The sequence below is a fragment of the Acidithiobacillus sp. M4-SHS-6 genome, from assembly GCF_047421495.1.
In the GTDB taxonomy this organism is placed as follows: Bacteria; Pseudomonadota; Gammaproteobacteria; order Acidithiobacillales; family Acidithiobacillaceae; genus Acidithiobacillus.
The window spans coordinates 1,767,712-1,790,803 of the sequence record NZ_CP175559.1 but is presented as its reverse complement, the minus strand read 5'-3'; the positions used below and the strand labels follow the sequence as shown (position 1 = coordinate 1,790,803).

The window sequence follows — 23,092 nt, the reverse complement described above, 5'->3', positions numbered from 1 at the left end:
TAATCCCGGTTTTCCCGAAAAAGATTTTTTCCGGCTTTCCACGATTTCTCGCCCTACAGCACGACTATTCCCTCAGTAAATAACACCCGGCGACATTGCCGCAAGGACGTTACCGGAAAGCAATGATTGGAACCCGCCATGACTGAAAAGTTATCGCCATTTCCGAGAAAAGCGTTGTAAGTGTAAGGATTGGGGTGAAACCACCGCTGAATTTGGTGGTTTCACCATTAACCAGGGGTTTCCCTTGGATTTGGGATGGATGTGGTCGATTATGGAAGCGGCTCTGGTGCATCTGGAAGCCGCCTGCCAGAAAGCGTCGCAGCGGCGCCAATTGGGAGACTCCGGTAATAGGGGTATGGTTTATCGTAAGGTGACGTATCGGTTATATCCCAGCGCCGGGCAAGCGGAACGCTTGCAAGAAATGCTCGGATTGCATCAGCGCTTGTATAACACGGCGCTGGAAGAACGCATCCGCGTGTACCGGGAAACCGGCAAGGGATTGTCGTTTGCGGACCAATGCAAGGTGCTTACCCAATGGCGCAAAGCGGTTCCTGCCTTGGCCGCGTTGAACGCTCAATCGGAACAGGTGACGCTCAAGCGTCTGCACCTGGCCTTTCAGCACTTCTTCCGGCGGGTGAAGAACGGCGAAACGCCGGGTTTCCCGCGATTCAAAAACATCCATCGCTATCCTGGATGGGGATACAAGACCAACGGCGATGGATGGAAACTGCACATGGGCGAGTCGGGAAAACACGGCTCTTTGTACCTGCAATCCTTAGGCAATATCCCCATTCGCGGCAAACCCAGAACGGCGGGTAAACCGGTGACTTGCGAGGTTCTGCACAAGGCCGGGAGATGGTATGCCTCCGTGACGCTGGAAATAGAATCCGTCCACCGGGAACGCGGCACGGACATCGGCGCCTTCGACTGGGGACTCGCCGATTACCTCACCATCGTTACTCCGAATGGGATGGAAACCGTCGCGAATCCGCGTCATTTGCGCAACCAGCTTGCGGAACTCAAGCGTCTGGGGCAGGAAGTTTCCCGCAAGATACGCACGGCGCAGCAAATCAGCGGGAAGAAGAAGGGATTTCCCGTGTCCGCGAGTCTGCGCCGTGCGATACAGCATCTGGCCTGCCTGCACGCCAAAATCGCCCGGAGTCGTAAGGACTTTCTGCATCAGACGAGTGCCTGGCTGATAAGCCGCTTTGGTGCGCTGGCCACGGAGATACTGGATATGGTGCGCGACGGCGGCGCACGAAAGAAAGGATTGCATCGAGAGATTCATGCGGCCGCGCCGAGTGCGTTCCTCAAAATGACCAGGACCAAAGCGGAAGAGGCTGGGTCATGGTATGAGGAAGCGCCGACGCGACAATTGAAACCCACGCAACGCTGCCATGCGTGCTGGAAGTTGCCGGATGAGCGGAAAAAACTCTCCGACAGACGGCACCAGTGCCCGCACTGCGGCACCACCTGTGGCCGTGATGAGAATGCGGCATTGGTGCTCTTGCGTTGGCTGGAAACGAGATTAGCCGGTGAGTCCGGCTCCGGGCGGGAACCGTCCGAGGTGTGGAGCGGTGGAGGTTTCGCCGCGATGAAGCACAAAACTCACGCCATAACGTAAGTTTGGCGGGAGTAGTTCATAGCACGAGGCCGTACCTCAAGAGACTTTACCGGAAAGCGGATATTCGGAAAATCGACAATTTTCATATTCCGGTAAGAGGGAAAGCATGAATCCATCATCCATTGACAAGGGGGAAAAGCATGTTTGGAAAAAACGCCAGTCAGCAACAATATCCGGAACCCACCTGCCGGTGCGGTAACGTCATGACGTTCGCCGGACAACACGGCATACGGTTGGGCGGAATTACCGGCATAAAGGCCGCGGCGCTGGACTTCTTTGGCGGACAACTGGGCCAGGAAGCCAACGAGGCTTTTGAGAAAAAGCTGTCCACGGAACTGTTCATCTGCCAGAAATGCGGGTCCATCGAATTCAAGTATCTGGGCGGCGTTTAAAAAAAAGCCCGCAAATGCGGGCATGGCGCAATCAGGCGCAATCTTCCAGACACGCCAGTTTTCTGGCCAGCAGCAGCGCGAGGATGAGCGCGGAATAACCCAGCATGGTGGTGAAATGAATGTGCCCCAGATAGAGGTTGGAAGCCATTTCGCGCAGAACGAAAACCAGGCCGGTTTCCAACAATAACGAGATATGCAATTTCTCGTAATCGATATAGTCGACAAAACTGCGGAACAGTTCGATGAGCACAAAACCGTCCAGGATGTTCTCCACCAGCCGTTTCGCGGAAAACAGGTGTCCGGATATGAGCAGGTCGTATCCGGACACCGCAATGTGCAACAGCACCACCAGGATGGCAAACGCACTGGCGAGGGCCAAAGCATACGCAAATCCCCGCAAAATGAAGTGTTTTCTTTCCGGCATCTGAACCTCCCGATAACTCGCGGTAATATTGCCGCCGTGGTATTACGGGAAACGAAATATTCGGAATACTCCATTGATAAAACCGGAAATCGCCCATAAAAAACCGCCCGGAAAGGGCGGTTGTCAAAACCAAACCAACTATTATTCGTATATTATCCCGGCGAGAACCTCGGCGATGCCGGATGCATTCTGCTGGAGAAGTCCCCGGTATTCCAGCCCCCTTTGATGATTGTCCAGGATGGTGGATGCCAAACGTTCCAATCGCACGTCATCGAAAACCGATATTGTGGACAAGGCGTCCACCACCCTTTCCGGGTCGACATACACGAGACTCATCACCTCGTTGTACACGAATTCGGATATGTCATACAACGTATCATCATCCGCGCATCGGATATCCTCCCACGGAATCCCGAACCAGCTCGCGTCCGCATCCACCACGTCATCATACGTCATGACGGTTGTCTGGCGAGCGGAAACCGTTTGCGTTTCTGGCGCATTCGAAGAGGACCAGGTGTTCCCATAATTCCATCCACCATAGGTCATGGAACGCCACGAGGTGTCTTTCAAGGCCCCTCCCGTCAAGGCTTCACAGTCCCAGGCATAGGTGTTGGAAAACCAGTGCCCGGCATATTCCACACCTGCGGATGCATTGGACTTGTAGAAAACCTTGTCCGGATTCCCATCAAAACCGAACACCAGCTTGTTGCGGGAAGTAATATCCTCGCCCAACAGATTACGGAAAGCGATGTTGGACACCAGACGTTTTCCGCCATCGGCCAGAATACTCTCCACCATCCGCGCATACTCGTAGGTGTCCGAGTATTCGTCCTCCTCCAGTGTCCAGCCCAAAGGTAACGATTTCTGCTTGGAATTCACCTTGGGTTTCTTTTTCCCGTACCCGGAGATGATGCCATTGTGCATCATCTCCACCACACCATCACCCGCCTGAATACGATACGGATGACACATGGCTTCATTGGTCTTACCGTGGGTGGCCATCCGCCAGTGGACAGCCAGTTCGGAACCGGCAGCCTCAGCCCGTTGACAGATTTCTCGCCATTCCGGCCACCATTTCTTGAGTGGCACGTTCATCCACTTCTTTGTATACAGCTTCCCGTGGACGTCGTACCACATGACACCCACACCATCTCCATTATTCTCCTGGGCCGACTTGCAAATGGCCCGGGTAATTTTTGATGGGGTTTTTGTTACAATGATGAGACACATGACGTTCTCTCCTGATAAACACACGGCGACATTGCCGCAGGGGAGTTACCGGAGAGTGAATATTCGGGAGACGGAACAGGAAACCAGTTGAACCTGAACGATTCTTTGATGTATATTGACCAGAAGAAAAATTTCGTGTTTACAGGGAGGCAGTAAATTGGATATTGTTCACTGGTTGGTGTTCCAGTTGTTTCCCATGCTCGGCTGGGTCCTTTTGGTTACGGGGTTCTTTATCTTCATAGTGGGGTTTGGTATTTATAGAAAATGGCTGGATGTCTGGCCAGGCATTGCAACCATGGCGTTTGGCCTCTGGTTGCGTGATATCCGAAATTATACCACGCATGCGGGTCACGGGATTATCAACGGCATCAACAATTTGCCGTTGATTAACCTGTTCAGTCATATACAAAATCATTGGGTAATATGGGGTATTATCCCGGCTGTGGCACTTAGTTTGTTTTCATTTTTTTCTAGTGCATTTTCACAAAACAAATGGGTTCCAGTCTTGATTACAATCATCCTCGGATGTAGTTTGACAATAGGCTGGTTATGGATGTATCACTATTATCCGTTATACCAGGATTCGATAGTCTCGCCAACCGAAGCATCCTATCGTTTTTAAGGTGTCCCCGAATATGGATACGCCGTAATAATCATTACGATGAAGACAAAAGTGAAAAATGAAATTGTCAACAGAGTGCCGACAATTTGAATACCCGTACAATCATTCCCGTTCTGCATGGACCAAGCCATAGCCCTATCCCATATCCTATGTAAACCAAGCACAGTTATCGACAGAATTCCCGCCTTTCTTTCTCGCTCGGGAACGACCAGTGCGCATATTGTTGCTATAAGAAGAATGACCACCAAGCTCCCGATAGTGACCATCAGGACCGCGACCGAAGTTTTCCATACGACGAAGAAAGCCGTGAATGTGCCGATGAGAATCCCCAGAAAAGAGGCTATGGTTTCGAAAAAAACAGGATATCTGGTTTTCATCAATTTGCGCGGGAAACCAATACGACCTGCTGGGGTGGCACCCATTCCCGCATCTCCTTTCTATGTCAAGTTACTAGCCACCGCCCATATGGCTATTACCGGAAATGAGAAATTAGAGCGCAAACCCGATATATCCCAGTTTAACTGAGGTCTTCCATCAACACGACCAATGGAAAGCTGATGTTACTCTTGCCGTTCGCTCCATCCCAGTTGCCCAATTTCACCAGAGCATCGAGCGGGAGACTCCAACCGGACAGGAACCAAATCGTGGCTATTCCCCAAGAAAACGCCAATGACCAACTGGGCATTACCAGATGCGTCCATGAAAGCACTGCCACGAGAAACACGAAAATCGGCAGAATCCATCGGAACCTGAAGCACATTCGCCCTACTTTCCCCAAAAAAACGCCGCGTTTAGCGGAATATAACCACCAGGCTGGCGTTTCCCACTCGATATCTGTTCGACTGCCTAACTGCGTGATACGCGGGTCCAGGCGAAACTGCTCCAAAACCGGATGTGCCAATTTGCGTGAAAGAAGAGGGACGCCATCCTGTCCGGCCCTGAGGAACCAATAAATTCCCATTACGACAAAAGCAGACAACGCAAAAAGATACACAACGATAGTACCAGAAACATAGCGAGGGCATTTTTGCGAACTTAGAAACACATTGGATTTGGTGGGGACTCAGTCCTCTGGTTCTCTTGGGGATATCGTGGTTTCGCAAACGAAATGATTCCGAAAGCATATATCTTCTCGTGGGATTGATTCCGATGGTGATTATGTTTCCGTTAACCGTTTGGTGGATGCACAACATCCCCACCTGATGATTTCCCCACGGGTTACTATGCAAAAGCGAAAACAGCGCCCACAGTGGAACAAAAACCCACAATTAACGCGACGAATCCAAACGGCAAGACTTCCCAAAGATGTTTCTGGCGGAACAACTCAGGATGGCCTATTCTGTTATTCCGTATTTTTCTATAGCACAGCCATGCCACCACGGTAGAAACGACAAGGACGAACGTCACCGCCAACAGGCTGAATACACCCCAAGGGATATGCGGTACGACGGATAACCACCAAACCGCTATCATAATGCCAGCCGTGAAAAAAATGTATCGCGAGAAACAGTCTGTATAGTCTAATGTTGGGGGCACGCCATTTTCCTTTATCCTTTATCCTAAATTACCGGAATCCGAAAATTGACGCTGGGGCACCGACTTGACAACATCTGGAAATCCTCTAAACTTGGTAAATATGAAAACTTCGGTAACAGACAGAACTGAACTTTCCATAGAACTGGGTGTCCTAAAACACCATAAGCGTATCGGAATATAATCAGAACGAAGCTTGAATTTCGGGATACAACGTGTTAATAGTGCGGTAAAGGAGATGCGAGACAATGACTTAACCGAGAAAAAGGGGTTGAAAATGAAGCTACTGGAATCTGTCGTTCAAAAATCCGGCTCCGGGATTCACCTGTTGCCGCCGGTGGATACGGTGGATGATGCCGTGTTTGCGGTGCGGGAGCCCAGGGCAGGGCGGAATTTCCGGGATGACTTCGAGGATTCCGATAGTGATGTCAACCCGGCTACCGGATATCCCGTCATGGCGGACTCGGGCATGGATATCCTGGGTAACCCCTCCGGTTTTGATGAATTCTAAATTATCAGGGATAAACCATGAGCACATCCGCAGAATCCGTCTTCACGCCTACAGAAAACCAAACGGCACCCGTCGCTGACTGGGCGCAGACTCTCGCTTACTACGTTACCTCCGATGTCGGCAAGATGTCGGATACCACCGCCACGAAGCGGGCATCGGTCGTTCTCGATGCGATGGATTCCAGTGAATATGCCGTTAATGACTGGAACGAGAAACTCGGGCTGACGGCGGGGAACCCGCTGGGGACACTCGTACTGCGGGTGCTCTCAGAACGCGCCTCGGAAAATGACCTGGTGCTGGAAGCGTCGAAAGCCCTGGAATCCGTGTTCCGGGAAAAGCTGAACGCGGACGGCAAAGGGCTGCATACGTACGTCAGCAACCATGAACACCAGCTACCCGAACAGCTCGTGTCGGCATTGCGCTGGATTGCCACGGTGCGGAACGCGGTGGTGCATGGTGACGGCAGCGGACTGAAAACAATACACGATAAGGCACAATATGCCGTGCAGGCCGCCAGATGCTGGGACTGGCTGGGACGGGTTGCCAATTCGAATTCTCCGGTAAATGACGATGTGCTTAGTCAGAAGAGGAGAATTTCGTTGAAGATAGAAATGGTGAACCCGAAAATCGCCTTTATAATTTGGCTCACCATGATAGGTGGGGCACTCACGGCAATATTGTCGTGGAGTTACCTGTTCACGAGAGATTGGTCAAATCATCCCAATGTGGTGGATGATTTTTGGCTGGGGGTTGTTCTTTTTGTGGTCCCCCCTATTATTGGTTTTTTTCTGCCTAAAAAGGAACGCGAGTTTCCTTTGTTGGAAATAAAAAAGCGTAACCCGGGGAAACAAAACAAACAGACCCTGAATTCCTGAGAACTTTCAAAACCTCACTGTTTTGTGGGGTTTTCGTTTGTGTTGTTTCCGTTAATCTCTCGTGCATATTCTTCGAATGCCTCTTCCTTTTCTTGAAACTCGATATCCATAACTTGCATTGTTCTTATCAACTCTACGAAGTCATTATTTAATACCTTGATACATTCTTCCAGTAAACTCAAATATTCATCATTTCCAGTAACTTCTTCACCATTATAGGCCATAAGTACATTACCCGCCGAATCCTCCAAGGTGAATGGGATATCCAATATCAAACTTTGAGCCGCTAACGGTAAAAAGGCATATAGCGGTCCAAATCGCCAAAGTTTAGAAAGAAAGAAACCAACTTGTTGCGTATAATCCATAGGCTGCCATTCCTTTATTGTGGTTGTTTAGTAACCAAGATTGGTTAATGGGTTGTCTGAGTCAAGCTGCCGCTCTAGTATTGATTTTTTCCGTTGTTTATCGATTTTGGCTAACGCAGCCGCATTGGCTTTTGATGGGGCCAGCGGTGTGTCGTAAAGTGCTGTATTATGCTCTCGCTCCCTATATAATTCAGCTTGTTGGTTATCATATGCCGCCGCATTACCCGCTTCTGTCTTCGTATATCGAGTTACAGCTCCCGTATACCCGCTGCCGCCTTGTAAATTATTTCCCCCGATATAGGGGCTGGCGGCATTCCACGCTTTATCTGCTGCCGCTTTGGCGGGCACGGTTTTACCAAGCACTTTCTGCATGAGTGCTTTCCTGCGTTGCTGTGCAGCGGTAACTTGATGTACCAACCCATTAACATTACTGGGATTGAACCCGGGAGCCGCAGAATTGCTTAATGATGCTCCGGTGCCCATCAGATGCCGTTGCAAATTTACATTACCCGTACTGGCCAAACCCACACCAGTCCCCCAAGCAACAGGTTGATTTATAGTCAGCCCCTCGGATTCGGAAGCCATTTCTTGATACTTTTTGGCTTCCCGTAAGTCATGTTGTGCAGTTATCAAATGATTGTATGCGTTCTGTAACGTGGCTCTTTGCGCACCGCTGTAGCCGGAATTATTATTGAGAATCCCTTTCAAGGTGTGAATGGCCTGGTATATATTCTGAGCTTGCGACTGTAACCCCCCAGCAGATTCATTGCCATTACTTACACTGGACTTGTTTTCCAAGCCGGTTCCGGTTCCACGTACCGCTTTATTTCCGCTATTGAGTGAGTCGCTAACGTCATCTCCCCGCGTCAGTAACGCACCGGCAGAGCCAGCAACAAGAGCCGTAGTCACGCCAGCACCGGCCCCTGTGGCCGCTGTTCCGGCGGCGGCTGTTCCGGTGGCGGCTGCTACGCCACCACGCCCCAAAAAGGATGCAAAAGCCTCTGGGTTTTTTGTGATAGCCAATGCCCCAACGGCTGTAGCTAATGTGATAACATCCCCCAAGTCCAACCCAGCCTGATATTTGGTTCCACTCCCAGATTCGTGCGTCTTTGCCGTAGACGCACCTGCCGTCTGGGTATGACCAGTACTCGTCTGATAACGAGCTCCTTCGTTCAGATTGGAATGTCGCCCAGAACTGGTATTATGACCACTACTGAAATCATTGGTCGTACCTATCTGTTGCTGCTTTCTGACTTCGCCAACTTCTTCGGCGGCCCGCTGGGCATTAAATGCCGCACTTTGAACGAATGAGCCGGATTTGGCCATGTCTATGGCGTAATCTTTTCTTTGCTGTATCGTTTGAGCCATCGTATCGCGTTGTCCAGCACGTGCCAAACCGGTACCGCCCAATTCGGATATGGCGGTAATTCCGTTCCCGTCCACAGTACTGTTCACCATCCCATAGCCCACAGAATACTTGGGCATCAGCATATTCTGGTCAATCGTGTCGTCATCCCAGGATTCGTTTCCGAGCGTGACGTTTCCGGTTGCCGCGGTTGTGCCGGCCTGCGACAGGATGCTTTGTCCGAGTCCGCGGGTAATCATGTCGGTTACTGCCATGCCGCCTTTCACCATCCCCCAGGCGAACAGGGGGACCATGGTCGCCATGAAACTCCCGGCGAGAATCATTCGGGACGTGAATTCGGACACGACGGGCAGGTTCTCCATCGTGAAGCCGCTGGAACCCTGGAGAATCGTCCCGGATTGCGCCACGGAATACAGCAGCACGATGTAGTTGACGATGGCGAGCAACGGCTGCCACAGGGCCAGCCAGACCGCGACTTGCAAATAGGAGCCGACGAGTTTCACGCCGGTTCCGGGGATGAACATCGCGAGAATCACGAGCGGCGCCATCGCGAGTACCAGGGCTTGCAGTATCGCGTACAGGTACCCCGTCATCTCCTTGAAGATGGCCGCTGCGGTGGCCCATCCGGAAACCATCTGCTGCTTGCCCTGGGCCACGGCGATATCCATCATGTTCGCGCTGCCTCCGGACATCGCGGCGGCCGCGCGCAGGGCGGGATTCATGCCGTTGATGGCCGCGGCCTGCATGATGTCGTTCGCCGAGGAGTCACTGCCACTTCCGAGCAGCACACTGTTCGCCGCCGTATCCACCGTGGACAGCCAGGAGTCGGCACCCGTTTTGGAAAAGGACTGTATCCCCAGCGCCCCCGGGTTCATCCCGGTGATGGACACCTTGTTATGCAGATACCAGGCGATGTAATTATAAGCATTCCCGGGCGTGGACGCGGATGTCGTCTGGGTGGATGGTTTGGTGCCGATGGCCGGGGCGCAGGGAACCATGGCCCCTTTGGGATACTCACTGTTGTACACGAAAGTATTCAACGCCGGGTTTACCGCGCTATAGCTGCCGGGCGCCCCATCGGTCGGGAACAAATCCGTGGATGTGGCAATGATGTTCGGACTGACCCAGCCTCCGGCAATGGACGGCATCACACAGTTCTGTGCAAATGCCGATAATGTCTCCGAGAAATACGGGTTCACCACCTGCATTTTGGTCTCGGCGTTTATCAGGGAATTCGCCAGATTGAAACCGCCGTCCGCCACCCCCAGGCCGGAATCGGATATGTGCTTATATCCCGGCAGACTCATGTTGGTCTGTATCATTTTCGTGAGTTCATGTCCAAAAGTGGTAATGACGGATTCCGGCACACCGACAATGAATGGAATGTCCCCTATCGCCATGGTACTGCCGTAGTTCTGTCCGGGAGTCGTGCCCGATGACGAAGAGGCGCCACCCGGATACCCCAGGGCGGATATCACGTTGACATTGACGGTATCGTTGAAACCCACATCGATGAGAAAGACAAACCCAATGAACATCAGAACAAGCTTGATACCCATGCCATTCATCGTTCCGGAAATACTCGCCACCACCGCCATGCCGATGAACGCCAACATGGCCACGAACAACAGGGCTTCATGATATTCCGAAGAAGACACCATGGCCGAAATGCTGTCGAGGATATTTACAATGACCGAAGCATCCCCGAACGCATAAATGTTCCAGGCATTGTACATGTGCGGATTGAATGCCCCACTGGAGGAATAACCCCCCAGGTCCACCGTCGCGGCAAACGCAGGGCTGGCTACTACCCAAGCAGCCAGAAATAAAAATAATTGTTGGATTCGTTTCAACGGCGCGGCACCCTTTATTCTGTGTTGTTATCGGTATCGCGTACCATGCGAGGCCGGGTTACATAACCGCATTACCTACGGTATCCTTATTACTGAAATCTCCATATTCGGAATGCTCCACCTGTAACCGCACACGATTCAGGTGGAGGAGGTGTGGAGCGGATGTGGTTTATCCGCGATGAAGCACGAAACTCACGCCATAACCGTCTAAGGTTTGGCGGGAGTAGTTCATGCGCCTGAAGAGATTTTGTGAGAGATAATCCTGTCAACCGATATCCTCCATCAACACGACCAATGGAAAGCTGATGTTACTCTTTCCGTTCGTTCCCTCCCAGTGACCCATTTTTACCAGTGCATCAAATGGAATTATCCAGACGAGCGGCCACCATAAAACCGCCATAACCCAGAAAAATGCCAGCGTCAAACTGGGAGAGGCCCAATGTGTCCACGAGAACAGACTGATTAAAAAGGCAAAAACTGTCATTGATGGCACAAACAGAACGACCATCATCTTGACGAATTTCCACCCCAGTACGCGGCGACGGGTGGAGTATATCCACCACACCGGAGTATTCCAATCATCCCCATACTCCCTTTTTAATTGTGTAATACGATAATCCTGACGAAATCGGGCCAAAATAGCGGGGGCCCTGTCCATACCAAAAAATGGTATCCCGGTTTTTCTGGTACGAAACATTTGCCGAATCCAGCAAATCCCCTCCACAACAAGTGCGGCCAACGCCACCAAATAAAGAACGTCCAGCAAAATGGGGGAAACCCAAAACCCCGTTTTCAGAACGGCTTCCAAAAACAGGAATAGTCCGAATAACCCATACATCAAAACCGCAGCAACGGACCTTATGACTCCGGATGATTTTGTTCTGCAAGTATCCCCATATACGGTGGCCACATATTGTCCCGCTTCTGTGTTCAGTTCGGAAAGCCAGGATGAACGTTGTGATGTCGATAGACGATGGTCAAGACATGCAGAGAGAAAATCCAGGAATCCGACTCTGGACATGCGGGAGCTCCACTTTCTGATTTTTAGCTGCATATAGACTAGCAGAATCAGCGTTATGGTGGCAAACGCGGGTGCGAGATTAGGATGTGTATGCACGTATAACCCAGGCTCCTCTTTTTTGTTTTTACTGGAATCCGAAAATTGGATGATTCCAGTAAAAACACCAGAAGAATGGATGCTTCCGGGATGATTATTCCGTGGCGTCCGCCGTGACGGACCTCGTGAACATCATGTTACCGGCCATGCCCGCCATGGCAGCCTGACCCGCAATCATCTTGTTCATCTCGTCAATTTGCGCCATGATGCCTTCCTGTACCGTCATCCCTACCGCCAACTGCTTGTCCGACTGGTTGATTTCGTTATACAGTTCCTTGGCGATGGCTCCTATCTGCGCCATGGCCTTGGGATTCAACTTACGGGTCATGGTGGTATTGATATCATGTGCGGACGCCAGCCATTGCAGCACCACATCCCGGGAAATGAGGTAGGAGAGCAGGGGGGCGTACGTATCCACCATCTGTCCGGCGGCGCTGGGATAGACCGCCGCATCGTTAATCAACTGATACAGCGGGAACGGGGCCATCTGGATATACTCATCCTCCGTGGCAGTTAACGGCTCCTCGTTGGTCACGCGGGCCACGGCATGGGTCAGACTGAGCGCCACGCTGCCCAGGATGCCACAACCATCGCCATTTCCGTTCAGATACGGATTGTAACCCACCACCAATCCTTTCCGGGTCTGCCCCAGGGAAATATCGGCGGATGACTGCAACGCGGATACCGGAGATATGTTGACATGGTTGCAGTCCTCAAGAACTCCGGCCGTTCCCATGGCCGTTTCCTCTGGAGTGACGCCCTGCGTGGAATTCTCCAGAAAACAGGTTGGCACCTTCACACCCTGAGTATATTTGCTCTGGGCCTCGGCCTGTTCATCTTCGGCGATGGTGGCCAGTCCCTCTTCGGTGTTCACCTTGCCGCTCTCATTCGCCACATCGGTTTTCAAGGCCGCGAAACATTGATTCGGGTGCGCGCCATATTCCAGCACCTTGACCACATCCTCCGGGTTCGGCGCCACCGGCAGATGCGCGTCCTGCGCCACCTTGGGGTCCGCCTTTCCGCCGGAAATCCTGAATCCCGCCAACGCCATGATGATTTCCTTGACATAGGTATTGCTATACCCGTCTTCGGTCAGGGCCATCCATTCCTGGTTTCCGACATACTTGGATTCCTTGGCGGCGGCCTCGTTTTTCGTGCCGGAACCGGAACCGAACAACTCTCCAGGATTATTCAGGAAGTTGGCCACACCCTTGAGGGCCGATGCCGCATCCCCCGCGTAACTGTTGAATGCGCTGAAGAAGCCGGAAGAGGCTCCCGTACCCGCTTTTTTCTTGGCCGCGTTGCTGATGGTGGACTGCCCGGATGGGGACCCTTTCGTCTTGCCACCCGGCAGGCTGACCCCCAGTAATCCTCCCAGCCCATTGACCAGAGACTTGGCATCATCACAGGCATTCATCCCCATACCATTGGCCGCCTGCGCCAGTTTCTGCAATTCCGTCAAAATATCGGAGCACTCCGGGCATAACGTACGAATGGCCAGATTGATGACATACCCCGGAGCCGCCTGCATGATGGCCTGAATCAGTTTCCCGAAATTCGCTCCGGAAATGAACGAGAATCCCCCGAAATACATGTTGATGCCCGCACACCCGGCACTAAAGGACGGCGGAGAAATGGATATCAACTGTACCGTGTCCGACGGCACATGCACGGAAAGATTTCCACCATAGAACGTGGTGTGCCCGGGAGAATTGTATACCGCAGGGCCACTGCCGGCTTCCGTCAATCCGGCCGTCAAATCCTTGAAGGGATTCATCCCCGCAAACGCCTCCGTTACCGGCATCATCACCAAAGATGCCAGCAGAAAAAACAGGGCTATGGGTTTGAATAGGCGCATGGGGACCCCTTGTAATTGTTGTGTTTACGCTTTTCTCCCCATTACAGGAATTCTTTAATTAACGAGAACACCCCACCAAATTCAGGAATTTCTGTAATGCCAACTGGATGAACAAGGCCATTCCGAATATCGACCAAAACGTGCTTCACCACGAATTTTCAGTTTTCGGTAATCGGTACGTCCCAAGGAGGAAACTATCTTGGTATATTCTTTGGCGTATGTTTGGGTACTGGTGCTATTCGTCTTATGGCGAATGTGGGGGGAGATGTTGTCGCGCATCAGCGTTCTGGATGTCGCGGGTTATTGGTTCAGGACTATTCATCCGCAATCGTCGACAGAGCAGCAGAACCCGGGGGATATGCCGGCGAATTTCCGATACGCCCTGGTTGTGGAATATCTGCGAAGTGTGTACGGGTCAGGATTGGCACGGCCCTGGTTGAATCGGTTACTGTTTGTTCTGGGGGTGCTGGGGGTCATTTCGGCAGGTTTCGTCCTGATATACAGCATCCTGTACAGTGGATGAGCCGCCCCGGATTGGGATGGGCCTGTGGGTCTGGCGGCCATCCTGTGTATTGCGATTCCCGTGGGGGTGTTGCAAACAGAACGTTGGCATGTTCCGATGAAGCAACGCCGGGAGTTGGCCCTGAACAGAATCTTTGGTGGAGAATCGGCGGCCATTGCCTTTTCTCTGACACTGACAGAAACACTGGCAGACACCAAGGACCTCTCTATTGTGGCATTTCCCATGGGGGGAAACTGGCTGGAGCGACTTGGGGATGGTTTTGGAATGAACTTCTACCTGTTGTTGGTATCCATGCTTTTGTATTTTCGGGGACATATCTCGGGTTTTATCGAAACTTCGTTCATTTTCTTTGCGGTATTCTGGATACCTGTCACACTCAGTGGGTTTCTCATTGCTTTTGGAAACTGGAAAATCGTATCCAATATGCGATATCCCGTGGCCATCTTTCTGTTTGATATCGCCAACACCTAAGTCAACTACCCCGGCTTACCGGTTGAACGCGAGCCGCCCACGCCAAGAGAACCTCTCTGTCACGGTGCGTCCAGTCCAGATGGGACAACCAGACGGAGAAGGGAACCGGAAACCACAGAAGAACCATTCCCCAGCAAAAAAGCGCGTCCGAAATGCTTGACCAGGTAACCAATTCCGGGTTTATTACGCGATAGCCACAAAGCACAACCAGCATGGGAATCGCAAAAGCTCCGATGAAAACCAGAACCCTCGTTAGCGTGTTCGAAAAACCCCCATCCAACCAGAACCACCACGGGAGTTTCTTCGGGTATGAACCCTGGAAAGTTTCCGGAACAGGGTGGCTCTGTAACCATCGATGTCGGCGAATCTGCACATTCAAAGGGATACCTTTTCGATGAAGCTGCCAGTTTTCCACGCCGAGTAACAGGAGAAACAAGGATGCTGAAACGGCAATCAGGGCAGCCGCTCCTATAACGGGGAAAAACCCGGGCAACCAGCCGAAAAAGAAGAGGGTTCCCACACATGCCAGCGCGAGAACCGACCACCAGGACGCCCATCCGGACCAAACCAGCAGACGAGGGAGCCAAGGGATACCACAATCCGGCGCAAACGTTTCCCGATACCATTGCATGACCCATCGCTCTGGGTAATTGTCCGGAGCAGCATTCTCCTGCAAAAATAAACCACATAGGTTTCCGAAATCCGGAATTTCCATGGTCCACACCAGCCAGAGAGTGAAGAAAATGAACAGTATATATGCTAGCATTATTGTTCCCGCCATTAAAGTTTCAACCATTTACCGGAATGTACCGATTACCGAAAACTGAAGATTCGCCGGGATTTCTCAGGCATCCGTCATGCTGCGGATATTCACGCCACGCAGCACTTCCGTGGGGGATGTTCCCCAGCGTTTTCGAAAGGAGTCCCGCGCCAGGTCCGAAACGGCGGCGCCCAGGGCATCCAGACGGGGCATGCCGCGTTCCATGTAGTGCTGCATCCGGGTACCGCGAATCTCCTTGTCGGTCGGGGCGGTGGTGTATAGCCAATAGGCGTAGGGGTCCGCAATGAACCGGTATACCCCCTGTCCCTCGTCGCAACGCACGTAGATTTCCGAATAGGCTCCGGGAACCGTATGCACACTGCGTAAAAGCTGTTTCGTATACTCATCGTCACCCATCAGTTTGCCGCTGGTGAACGCCGCCTCCAAAGACTCCGGTTTCTGACGCAACATGAACAGCCAGGCCGCATTCTCATACGCCGCCGTCGCCGCGGCGGACTTGTCGAAGTCCTTGAACGATTGCGTGATAACCCCCGCGGAACCCCGATACTTGCGATAGGTGCGGTAAGCCCGCTCGATGAAATCTCCCGCCCGATTGTTGGCCAGCAAGTCCCAGGCTTCGTCAATCAACATCAGCTTGGGGACCTTCGCACCCCCTTCCACCTTGGCGTCCGCCAGATACATGGCGTGCGCGATGCGATTCATCATCAGCGTCAACACCACATCCCGCAAGGAACCCTGACTTTTCAGGTCATCCATTTCGGTAACGACGAATTTCGCTCCATAGAAATCAATCTTGCGACCCTCACCATTGAACCATGCCGCGTGCCGCCCATGTACGAACGGACGCATTTGCGCCGCAATGTCCCGTACCCGGGAATCCTCATTACTCGCCAGGATTTCCTCCACATCGGCGATACGTGTGTCTCCCCGTTTCTGACGCCAGGCCGCATCAATGGCCTGTTCCATCTTGGCATATTCGAAATCCCCGACCTGCTCCGAATGCGGAAACGCCATATACCGGACAACTCCCAGTAACAACTCCATGTTCTCTTTCAAATCGTTTTCCGTATCGATGGAATCGAACGGATTCAGGTCCACCGGGTCTTCCGGACGAAAAACCAGATTCACTCCCCCCTGGTCCTCGCACATTTCAAAATAACTGCGCCCGGCGTCAATGACGAACACATATCCCTCCTTCGCCAGGAAGTCGCCGATGATATCCTGGGCCAGAAAGGACTTGCCGGAACCGGATGCCGCCACAATCACGAAGTTGTAGTTGGTGGCCACCTCCATGTTCTGGACCCAGGCGAAAGACAGTTGATTCTGCCGGGACAACAACGGCAATCCTCCTTCTTCCGGAGGGGTTCCCTGCCATTCGCCGCGAATGGGTACAATCATGGATGCATTGGACGAGGACATCGTGGTACTGCGCTGCAACCCCTTGGTTCCCTCGTCCATTTCTTCCACATAATATCCCGGTAAACTGCACAACCAGACGGGCAGGGCGATGTTGCGCTCCGGGGAAACCCGATACCCGTGACGACGCCACAGGCTCTTCACCAGTTCGATGTTGGCCTGGAGGTCCTTGTGCGTGGTGTAAATATTCAGACCCACATAGGCCCGCACCGGCGGATGCGAGGATTTCGCCGAATCCACCAGATGTTTCAATTCGTCATGCATGTCGAAAAGATGCGACATGAGCGCCTTTACCGTGGGGCTGTCGGAACGGGTCTGACGTCCCACACCCGCCATCTTCACCGACAACTTGTCGGTCAACGTTTCCTGATTGGGGATGCTGATGTTCACATACAGCCAGAACGGAAACGGAATGGATTCGTTGGTTTTCAACGCATCGCCTATCATGCAGGCTGCCAGCGCCGCGTGATTCTTCTTCGGATAGCCATCCATCGTCAGGGTCCCCACCGTTTTCCTGCGCAACTCCGCATCCGCGCTCGATGCGGAAAAAACGATACCCCCTTCCGAAGTCACATGTACCCGCGTTTCCTTGGCCACCAGACTCTCCGCGGAGACGTAATACGGGGTCCCATCCGGATTCATCTCATCCTTCACAATGTCATCCGGGAAGAAATGCGGATTCAGAATGAACCGCAACAGACGCCGGACGCCCTCCCGGCGCAGCGCCGTGGCACCCATCTTGGAACCCTGAAAACTGCTCACCACACTCGTACGTAACTTGTCGATATTGTCGATGTGCGTTCTCCAGTCGTGCTCATCCCCGATTTCTCCGCCATACACCGTGGAAACCGTAACGACATACTCCATGTGGCGCGGGTGAATATCGCGTCCCTCGGCAGCAGAAGGGCCATACGCCGTGGCCAACAGAAAATCACGGCGCCATTTGGCCATGTTGGCCACTGACGGATTGCTCAGACTCTGCCGGGACTGGGCCCAGGCATCCAGTTGCGGGGCCACCAGAGCGTTCGACAACACCCCGAACTGCACCACGGTTTCCGCGGGCATCAAACCGATAATCCCTTCGATGACGGACTCCGCATCCGTTCCCACTACGGTGAATGGACTGAACTGCACACTGAACATGCTTCGCAGTCGATAACCGTCATCCAGCGTGACTATCCCATCCGGAGTGATGTCCGCATAGGGCAACAAACTGGATAACGTCGTTCTTTCGGAAAGCTCGTTGGCAGCCAGCACCGGCAGACTGTACTCCGGATGTGCCTCGTCAACCTTCAGTTGATTCTGTGTTTTTCGTACATAATGCTGGACAATCCCCTGAATCTTTTCTGTCATGGGAATCTTGCTGTTACGCTCGAATGGCATGGGTTTTTCTCCTTATTGTTGTTATAATTGTTAGAGCTGTTCGAACCGTTATTTGGGCTGAATGACGTTCCCCAGAATCCCTTCGGAATTCGCTGCCCTTACCGCCTTGCCGAAACTGCGGAAACCCATTTCATCGGGTTGCAGCGGATGCCAGGCAACGGTGTTCCCCATCCCCACAGCGCCCCGTTTGTGCGATGGGCGTATGCGTAAGCCGTCCGGTCCTACCCAGTAACCGGGAACCGTGAACCACTCCAGACTGGAAGAGTGCAGGTGATGGTGCCGGGTCACATAGGGAGCCAACCACACCATGTACGGCGTGGGCGGGTGATAAACCGGATGCTCCATGGCTCCCACCACTCCTCGCGCCGACACTGCCGACACTCCGGAAAAGTTTCCAGGGACCCCAAGAACCACCTTTCCTTTCTTGGGAGTCTTGTCTATTTTTCCGTACTGACCATCCACGCTCCAGCCGCTCCAGCTCGTATTTTCCCGCGCATGGTCATAGGTCATGCGCACGGGAGCGCACGCCCCCGGCATCTTGCACTGATAGTCATTGTTATCCACGCCACAACCCGCCAGGGATGCGGCCAATACCAGGGAAAGCCACGTCCAGGAAGATTTGCGCATCAATGTCCTCCTTTGGGTATCGACATCGTATTGACCCCCAGAGTGGAAATTCCGCCCGCTATCCGCATGTGTTTGTTGCCGAAATTCACCACCAGACCAATAATCATGTATTTCGTGCGCGGGTCGAAATACACCGGCGCCGCGGAAGAAGCCTCATCGACGCGCACATACCCCGGGGCATACCGGGACGGTACCGCCCCGGTAAACGGCGTATTCGGCAATTTGGTTTTCAGATACGCCAGTGCCGCATCCGCCTGCTGCTGCGTAACCATACGTACCCCCTGTTTATGGGCAGGAACCATCGGCTTTCGGGGGGTATCCGGCTTGCATCCCGCCAGAGCCAGCGACAGACCCAGCATCAACAAACCTGTAACCGTTGTTTTTCTCATCATCCGGTTGCGCGGGAAACCCCGGCGTAACCGGGGAGGGATAGCGCCTGTTCCCGCTCCTCCTTGTGTCAAGGCTATCTGTGTCGGTTTACCGAAATTCTGGTATTCATCACCCATGCGGATTCCCCCTGGACGACGTTGCGGCATGGTGGGATACCAGACTTACCGGATGTTTCACCAGAATGTACCGGCTTCCAGCCGTATGCCACGTATAACTGCTGCCCTTTACCAGAACCAATGTAATCTTGCGTCCCGGCGGAACCTCGATTACCGGGAAGATGTTCTTCGCCTGGTTCAGATAAAATTGCGCCAGTTGGTTCATGGCATTTCCGACACCACCCAACATCCCGGACCCCAGAGCGGAACCCTCCCCGGAAAAATACTGTCCCGTACCGAAACTGCCGGAATAGGATGTGCCCATGCCGCCCTGCATCGCGCTACCCAACCCCGAAGCGAAACCGGCCAACAGGGATTTCTCCAGAATGGAACCCTCACGCTCGACCAAAGTCCCGCGCAACCCGAACTTACCGTCCGAGTCCACCGCATAGCCCTTGATGGGCGCTTCCAATACCATCTGATGCGCCTTGTTGATGCAGGACAATTGCGTCAGTCGAATGTCGGCACGACGTGCGCTGATGGAACCCGTGGCGGACCCCAACACGAAACATCCGGACAACCGATATTTTCCCCCATTCGGCAAGATGGCGCTTCTTTGAATACGCATCAACACCGGTTCAGGATTCCCCTGCGCGGAACTGGCCGTGTTGGCTTCGATACCCGTCAACAACACTGCCGGGAAAAAACTGCCCGCCGGAATATATCCGGCATACGGATTCTTCTCGATGCTGTAAGCCATTTTCGCGCCGGAAAAACGGGTATTGTTTGCGGAAGTGTTCGGAGAAAGCACCACGCCAAACTGGTTGTCCGAAGTCGTCGTGTTCGACGGAACCGGCGCCGGCGATACGGCATTCGGTACCGCCAACGGCGGCGGAGCCACCGGCGGGGGCAGTGGTACGTTCGAATTGACGGACGGCGGAGAAGGGGGCGGCGTGGAAACCGATGTGGCCCGGGAAGCCAACCTCTGGCGCTGCGATTTCAGTTCCGCCGCCTGACTCGCGATGATGGCCGCCATCTTCCGTTGCTCCAGGTTTCCCCGGTGAATCAGGGCCGCCAGTTGTTTCTCGTTGTGCGCGACACGACGATACTTGTCACGAATGGCCTGCAATTTGGCTTCCGTGCTCTTGTCAAAGGACGCATTGCTGACGGCCGGGGGTACCAGCGAAATCGTACGTACCCGCGCTACGGGCTTCGGCGGCTTCGGCGGAGCCGGAGCCAGCTCCGTGGCTGCCGCCACCACCACCACCAACGCAATGCCCCCCACCAACAGCCATTTCCGACTAATCTTGTTACCCAGTTTGGATTGCGTGGTGATGGACACCTTTTTCTTCTTCGGCCCCAGACTGCGAATACCCGGAATCTTGGGCATGCCGGACGTGTCATCCGACTTGTCCCCATCACTCGAAGACGCACTGGTCTTTTCCCGTTCTAAATTGAGGGATGACTTCTTCGCGGTATTTTCCGGGGCACTTTCCCGTTCGGAATTACGGGAAGACGATTTTCCGACAGGCGCAGTCTTTCCTGCGGAAACGTCGGAAGAGGGGGACATGTCCGGATGGTCCGAAGACCCGGATGTGTCCGGCTTCCCGGTATCATTCATCACGGAATGGAGTTTCTCGTTTTCCGTGGAATTGTTCCGGTCGTTATCGTTATGATTATTCGACATGTGTTATTGACTCCATTATCTGCTTCATCCGTGCGCCAATCCCGTCTCAACCGTCAACATGTACGGACTCGACGTGGGCGATACCCGCGTTCCCGTGAGAGATACCGCGTCAATGCCATTGCCGGAAAACTGCGCCGGAGAGATGTTCGACGTTTTTCCGTGCAAGGACTGGACACGCCACAGAATCATCCAGGTATTGGCGGAGCTGCTCTGATACCCCGCAACCGGAACCAGCAACAACCGGCCATAATTCACCGCGTGACGCGGCGGATTGGCCGCAACGAAACCGGGAATATGCGCGGCATGCTCCCAAACCGCCCGAATGGCAGGCAGGAATCGACTGGCGGGATTGCCGGATACTGGATACTTCAGGGGTTTTGCCGGAGGCGTATATTTCGGTGCCTTGACGTGAATGGTTTTTCCAATGGGCAAGGGTTTCGGCACCAGATAGAGAATGCGCAACCCCCCCGCAAATTCGATGGTAAGCTCGATAGGGTGATACGCCGCCGCACGATGAAAACGCAACATCAAATCCTTGTTGCCGGTATCCGGCAAGAACTTGCCCCGGGCCAGATAGGAAAAACGTCCATCGATACGCTGTTTTGACGGGGGAATAATCACGTGCAGAATCGGCGCGGACGCCTCGATGGTGACGTAAAACCCCCCAGCCGGTACGGTATACACACGACCTTGCCATGCTTTCTCGAACCTCGCTACCCGTTTTTCGTTCCGTATCCTGCGGGAAATGGGATGATGATGCGCCGGTTCAAAATGCTGGGCCGGTGTCGAGGTCCGCGCATGGGCCCACACCTGTGCCGCTTCCTGCGCCAATATCCGCTGCTGTCGAGTAAGCTTCCCGGTTTTCGCTGGCGTGGTGCGGAGTTGTTCCGGATTGAGACCATTTCCCCGCGTCATCTGATTCCGGGCCTCCAGCAGTTGCGCCGGAACCCCATTGCCGGAGACTTTCGCGGTAACCTGTGGCCCCGCACCCGACGCCGGTGCCAGCAAGGCCGTCGGCGTATTCTTCGGCGGCATCCCGGAAACCGCCGGCGGACGCAACGCATCGTCCATGGGCGGCAGGGGCGGAGCTACCACACCGGCCAGGGAAACCGCCGGAAACCACACCAACGCGGCGGAAATCACCGCCATCGGGATTCGATTACTGAACATGCAGGACGCTCCTTGGAATTTTGCTGCCCTTCACCTGGGCCTGAACATTGGCAATACTGAAAATGCCGTTATTGGGTGCGTAGGAAACGATGTACTGAACGGGACGCCTGAACAGCACATGGTGACCCATGGTCCTTACCAGCAACCCTTCCACATCCACGGAATAGGGCGGCACGAACTTCTCTCCCTGGAAAAAAAACATTTCCGTAATGTTGTCGTTACGCATCTGTTTGGCGTATTTCGGTAACTTGAACTCCCAATGCTGATAGGCTTGCGGGGTGCAGCGCCGCAGGAAGTGATTGAACTGGCTCCTGATGGTATCGGGGTCCCATATGGTCAACATGGCGATATCGGAACGAGCCAGAACGCCCAGATACCGCTGCGATTCGCTGAGATTGTTGACGTTATAGGGCATACCGGAACCCGCCGCCGAAATGTGATAGGGCAACAGTATCGTCTGGACCCTGCCGGAAGATTCCGCCAACGTGAAAGCCAGAATGGCCGATACCACCCCCAGAACGACCGCCGCGTACTTCCAGCCCTCCTTTCTTTCCCGCAGATTGCTGACCACGTCTCCGTGCCCCTTGGCCGAAATCCGCTGCTTGTTAGCCCCCCAGTTGAAATTCAATGATGTTCCCCATTGTTTGTCGTCATCGTGTCAAGTAAAACCGGTTTATTTTCCAGAGTTACCGAAAAACAAAAATTAGCCGCACAGGAAACAAACACTTCGAAATTCATCGAAAAACCCAAGCCGGCAAGCAGGGCCATTTCCCTCGGAA

At 53.3% G+C, this 23,092-nt stretch carries 22 protein-coding genes; 7 read left to right on the top strand and 15 right to left on the bottom strand.

Features of this window, described 5'->3' with window-relative positions:
- Positions 1-259: 259 nt before the first annotated feature.
- Positions 260-1,624 carry an RNA-guided endonuclease InsQ/TnpB family protein gene (locus ACJU26_RS09155; RefSeq protein ID WP_414039385.1) on the top strand — a complete coding sequence of 455 codons (1,365 nt, stop codon included), beginning with the start codon at positions 260-262 and terminating at the stop codon, positions 1,622-1,624.
- 140 nt (positions 1,625-1,764) lie between these two features.
- On the top strand, positions 1,765-2,016 hold the full coding sequence (locus ACJU26_RS09150) for a hypothetical protein (protein ID WP_414039384.1): 252 nt from the start codon (positions 1,765-1,767) through the stop codon (positions 2,014-2,016).
- A 31-nt stretch (positions 2,017-2,047) separates the two neighbouring features.
- Here ACJU26_RS09150 and ACJU26_RS09145 read toward each other — a convergent pair whose 3' ends face one another.
- Both ACJU26_RS09145 and ACJU26_RS09140 read right to left on the bottom strand, forming a co-directional pair.
- On the bottom strand, positions 2,048-2,440 hold the full coding sequence (locus ACJU26_RS09145) for a phosphate-starvation-inducible PsiE family protein (RefSeq protein WP_414039383.1): 393 nt from the start codon (positions 2,438-2,440) through the stop codon (positions 2,048-2,050).
- Between the two features lie 141 nt (positions 2,441-2,581).
- Positions 2,582-3,670 (bottom strand): hypothetical protein, encoded by a 1,089-nt coding sequence (locus ACJU26_RS09140; protein ID WP_414039382.1) that lies wholly within the window; start codon positions 3,668-3,670, stop codon positions 2,582-2,584.
- A gap of 157 nt (positions 3,671-3,827) precedes the next feature.
- Here ACJU26_RS09140 and ACJU26_RS09135 point away from each other — a divergent pair, with 157 nt between their 5' ends.
- Positions 3,828-4,292: a hypothetical protein gene (locus ACJU26_RS09135; RefSeq protein WP_414039381.1), complete on the top strand. Its 465-nt coding sequence runs from the start codon at positions 3,828-3,830 to the stop codon at positions 4,290-4,292.
- Here the strand turns inward: ACJU26_RS09135 and ACJU26_RS09130 are convergent.
- Together ACJU26_RS09130 and ACJU26_RS09125 are read right to left on the bottom strand one after the other, a co-directional pair.
- Positions 4,289-4,714, bottom strand: coding sequence for a hypothetical protein (locus ACJU26_RS09130; protein ID WP_414039380.1), 426 nt, complete (start codon positions 4,712-4,714; stop codon positions 4,289-4,291). The genes ACJU26_RS09135 and ACJU26_RS09130 overlap by 4 nt on opposite strands.
- Before the next feature lie 95 nt (positions 4,715-4,809).
- Positions 4,810-5,286 carry a hypothetical protein gene (locus tag ACJU26_RS09125; RefSeq protein ID WP_414039379.1) on the bottom strand — a complete coding sequence of 159 codons (477 nt, stop codon included), beginning with the start codon at positions 5,284-5,286 and terminating at the stop codon, positions 4,810-4,812.
- An 816-nt stretch (positions 5,287-6,102) separates the two neighbouring features.
- Between ACJU26_RS09125 and ACJU26_RS09120 the strand changes: the two genes are divergently transcribed.
- Positions 6,103-6,336 carry a hypothetical protein gene (locus ACJU26_RS09120; protein ID WP_414039378.1) on the top strand — a complete coding sequence of 78 codons (234 nt, stop codon included), beginning with the start codon at positions 6,103-6,105 and terminating at the stop codon, positions 6,334-6,336.
- A gap of 17 nt (positions 6,337-6,353) precedes the next feature.
- On the top strand, positions 6,354-7,211 hold the full coding sequence (locus tag ACJU26_RS09115; RefSeq protein ID WP_414039377.1) for a hypothetical protein: 858 nt from the start codon (positions 6,354-6,356) through the stop codon (positions 7,209-7,211).
- A 14-nt stretch (positions 7,212-7,225) separates the two neighbouring features.
- Here the strand turns inward: ACJU26_RS09115 and ACJU26_RS09110 are convergent, their stop codons facing one another.
- From ACJU26_RS09110 to ACJU26_RS09095, 4 genes are all read right to left on the bottom strand, one after another.
- Positions 7,226-7,576: a hypothetical protein gene (locus ACJU26_RS09110; RefSeq protein ID WP_414039376.1), complete on the bottom strand. Its 351-nt coding sequence runs from the start codon at positions 7,574-7,576 to the stop codon at positions 7,226-7,228.
- Between the two features lie 27 nt (positions 7,577-7,603).
- Positions 7,604-10,678: a conjugal transfer protein TraG N-terminal domain-containing protein gene (locus tag ACJU26_RS09105; protein ID WP_414039375.1), complete on the bottom strand. Its 3,075-nt coding sequence runs from the start codon at positions 10,676-10,678 to the stop codon at positions 7,604-7,606.
- A 382-nt stretch (positions 10,679-11,060) separates the two neighbouring features.
- The gene (locus tag ACJU26_RS09100) at positions 11,061-11,816 is read right to left on the bottom strand and encodes a hypothetical protein (protein ID WP_414039374.1); all 756 of its coding nucleotides are present in this window, start codon (positions 11,814-11,816) and stop codon (positions 11,061-11,063) included.
- A 190-nt stretch (positions 11,817-12,006) separates the two neighbouring features.
- Positions 12,007-13,770, bottom strand: coding sequence for a conjugal transfer protein TraH (locus ACJU26_RS09095; protein ID WP_414039373.1), 1,764 nt, complete (start codon positions 13,768-13,770; stop codon positions 12,007-12,009).
- Between the two features lie 199 nt (positions 13,771-13,969).
- Between ACJU26_RS09095 and ACJU26_RS09090 the strand changes: the two genes are divergently transcribed.
- Both ACJU26_RS09090 and ACJU26_RS09085 read left to right on the top strand, forming a co-directional pair.
- A complete protein-coding gene (locus ACJU26_RS09090; RefSeq protein ID WP_414039372.1) occupies positions 13,970-14,293 on the top strand; it encodes a hypothetical protein in 324 nt (107 codons plus the stop codon).
- Between the two features lie 24 nt (positions 14,294-14,317).
- Positions 14,318-14,764, top strand: a complete 447-nt coding sequence (locus ACJU26_RS09085; RefSeq protein ID WP_414039371.1) for a hypothetical protein — start codon at positions 14,318-14,320, stop codon at positions 14,762-14,764.
- A gap of 1 nt (position 14,765) precedes the next feature.
- On the opposite strand, the gene ACJU26_RS09080 is transcribed toward ACJU26_RS09085, so the two are convergent.
- From ACJU26_RS09080 to ACJU26_RS09050, 7 genes are all read right to left on the bottom strand, one after another.
- Positions 14,766-15,479, bottom strand: a complete 714-nt coding sequence (locus ACJU26_RS09080; protein WP_414039370.1) for a hypothetical protein — start codon at positions 15,477-15,479, stop codon at positions 14,766-14,768.
- 129 nt (positions 15,480-15,608) lie between these two features.
- The gene (locus ACJU26_RS09075) at positions 15,609-18,344 is read right to left on the bottom strand and encodes a TraC family protein (RefSeq protein WP_414039369.1); all 2,736 of its coding nucleotides are present in this window, start codon (positions 18,342-18,344) and stop codon (positions 15,609-15,611) included.
- A 48-nt stretch (positions 18,345-18,392) separates the two neighbouring features.
- On the bottom strand, positions 18,393-18,971 hold the full coding sequence (locus tag ACJU26_RS09070) for a hypothetical protein (RefSeq protein WP_414039368.1): 579 nt from the start codon (positions 18,969-18,971) through the stop codon (positions 18,393-18,395).
- Complete coding sequence (locus ACJU26_RS09065; protein ID WP_414039367.1) at positions 18,971-19,477, bottom strand: hypothetical protein; 507 nt, start codon at positions 19,475-19,477, stop codon at positions 18,971-18,973. The genes ACJU26_RS09070 and ACJU26_RS09065 overlap by 1 nt, the downstream gene beginning before the upstream one ends.
- Complete coding sequence (locus tag ACJU26_RS09060) at positions 19,470-21,143, bottom strand: TraB/VirB10 family protein (protein WP_414039366.1); 1,674 nt, start codon at positions 21,141-21,143, stop codon at positions 19,470-19,472. Before ACJU26_RS09060 ends, ACJU26_RS09065 begins: the two co-directional genes overlap by 8 nt.
- A gap of 24 nt (positions 21,144-21,167) precedes the next feature.
- The gene (locus ACJU26_RS09055) at positions 21,168-22,313 is read right to left on the bottom strand and encodes a hypothetical protein (protein ID WP_414039365.1); all 1,146 of its coding nucleotides are present in this window, start codon (positions 22,311-22,313) and stop codon (positions 21,168-21,170) included.
- Positions 22,303-22,941 (bottom strand): TraE/TraK family type IV conjugative transfer system protein, encoded by a 639-nt coding sequence (locus tag ACJU26_RS09050; protein ID WP_414039364.1) that lies wholly within the window; start codon positions 22,939-22,941, stop codon positions 22,303-22,305. The genes ACJU26_RS09055 and ACJU26_RS09050 overlap by 11 nt, the downstream gene beginning before the upstream one ends.
- Positions 22,942-23,092 lie beyond the last annotated feature (151 nt).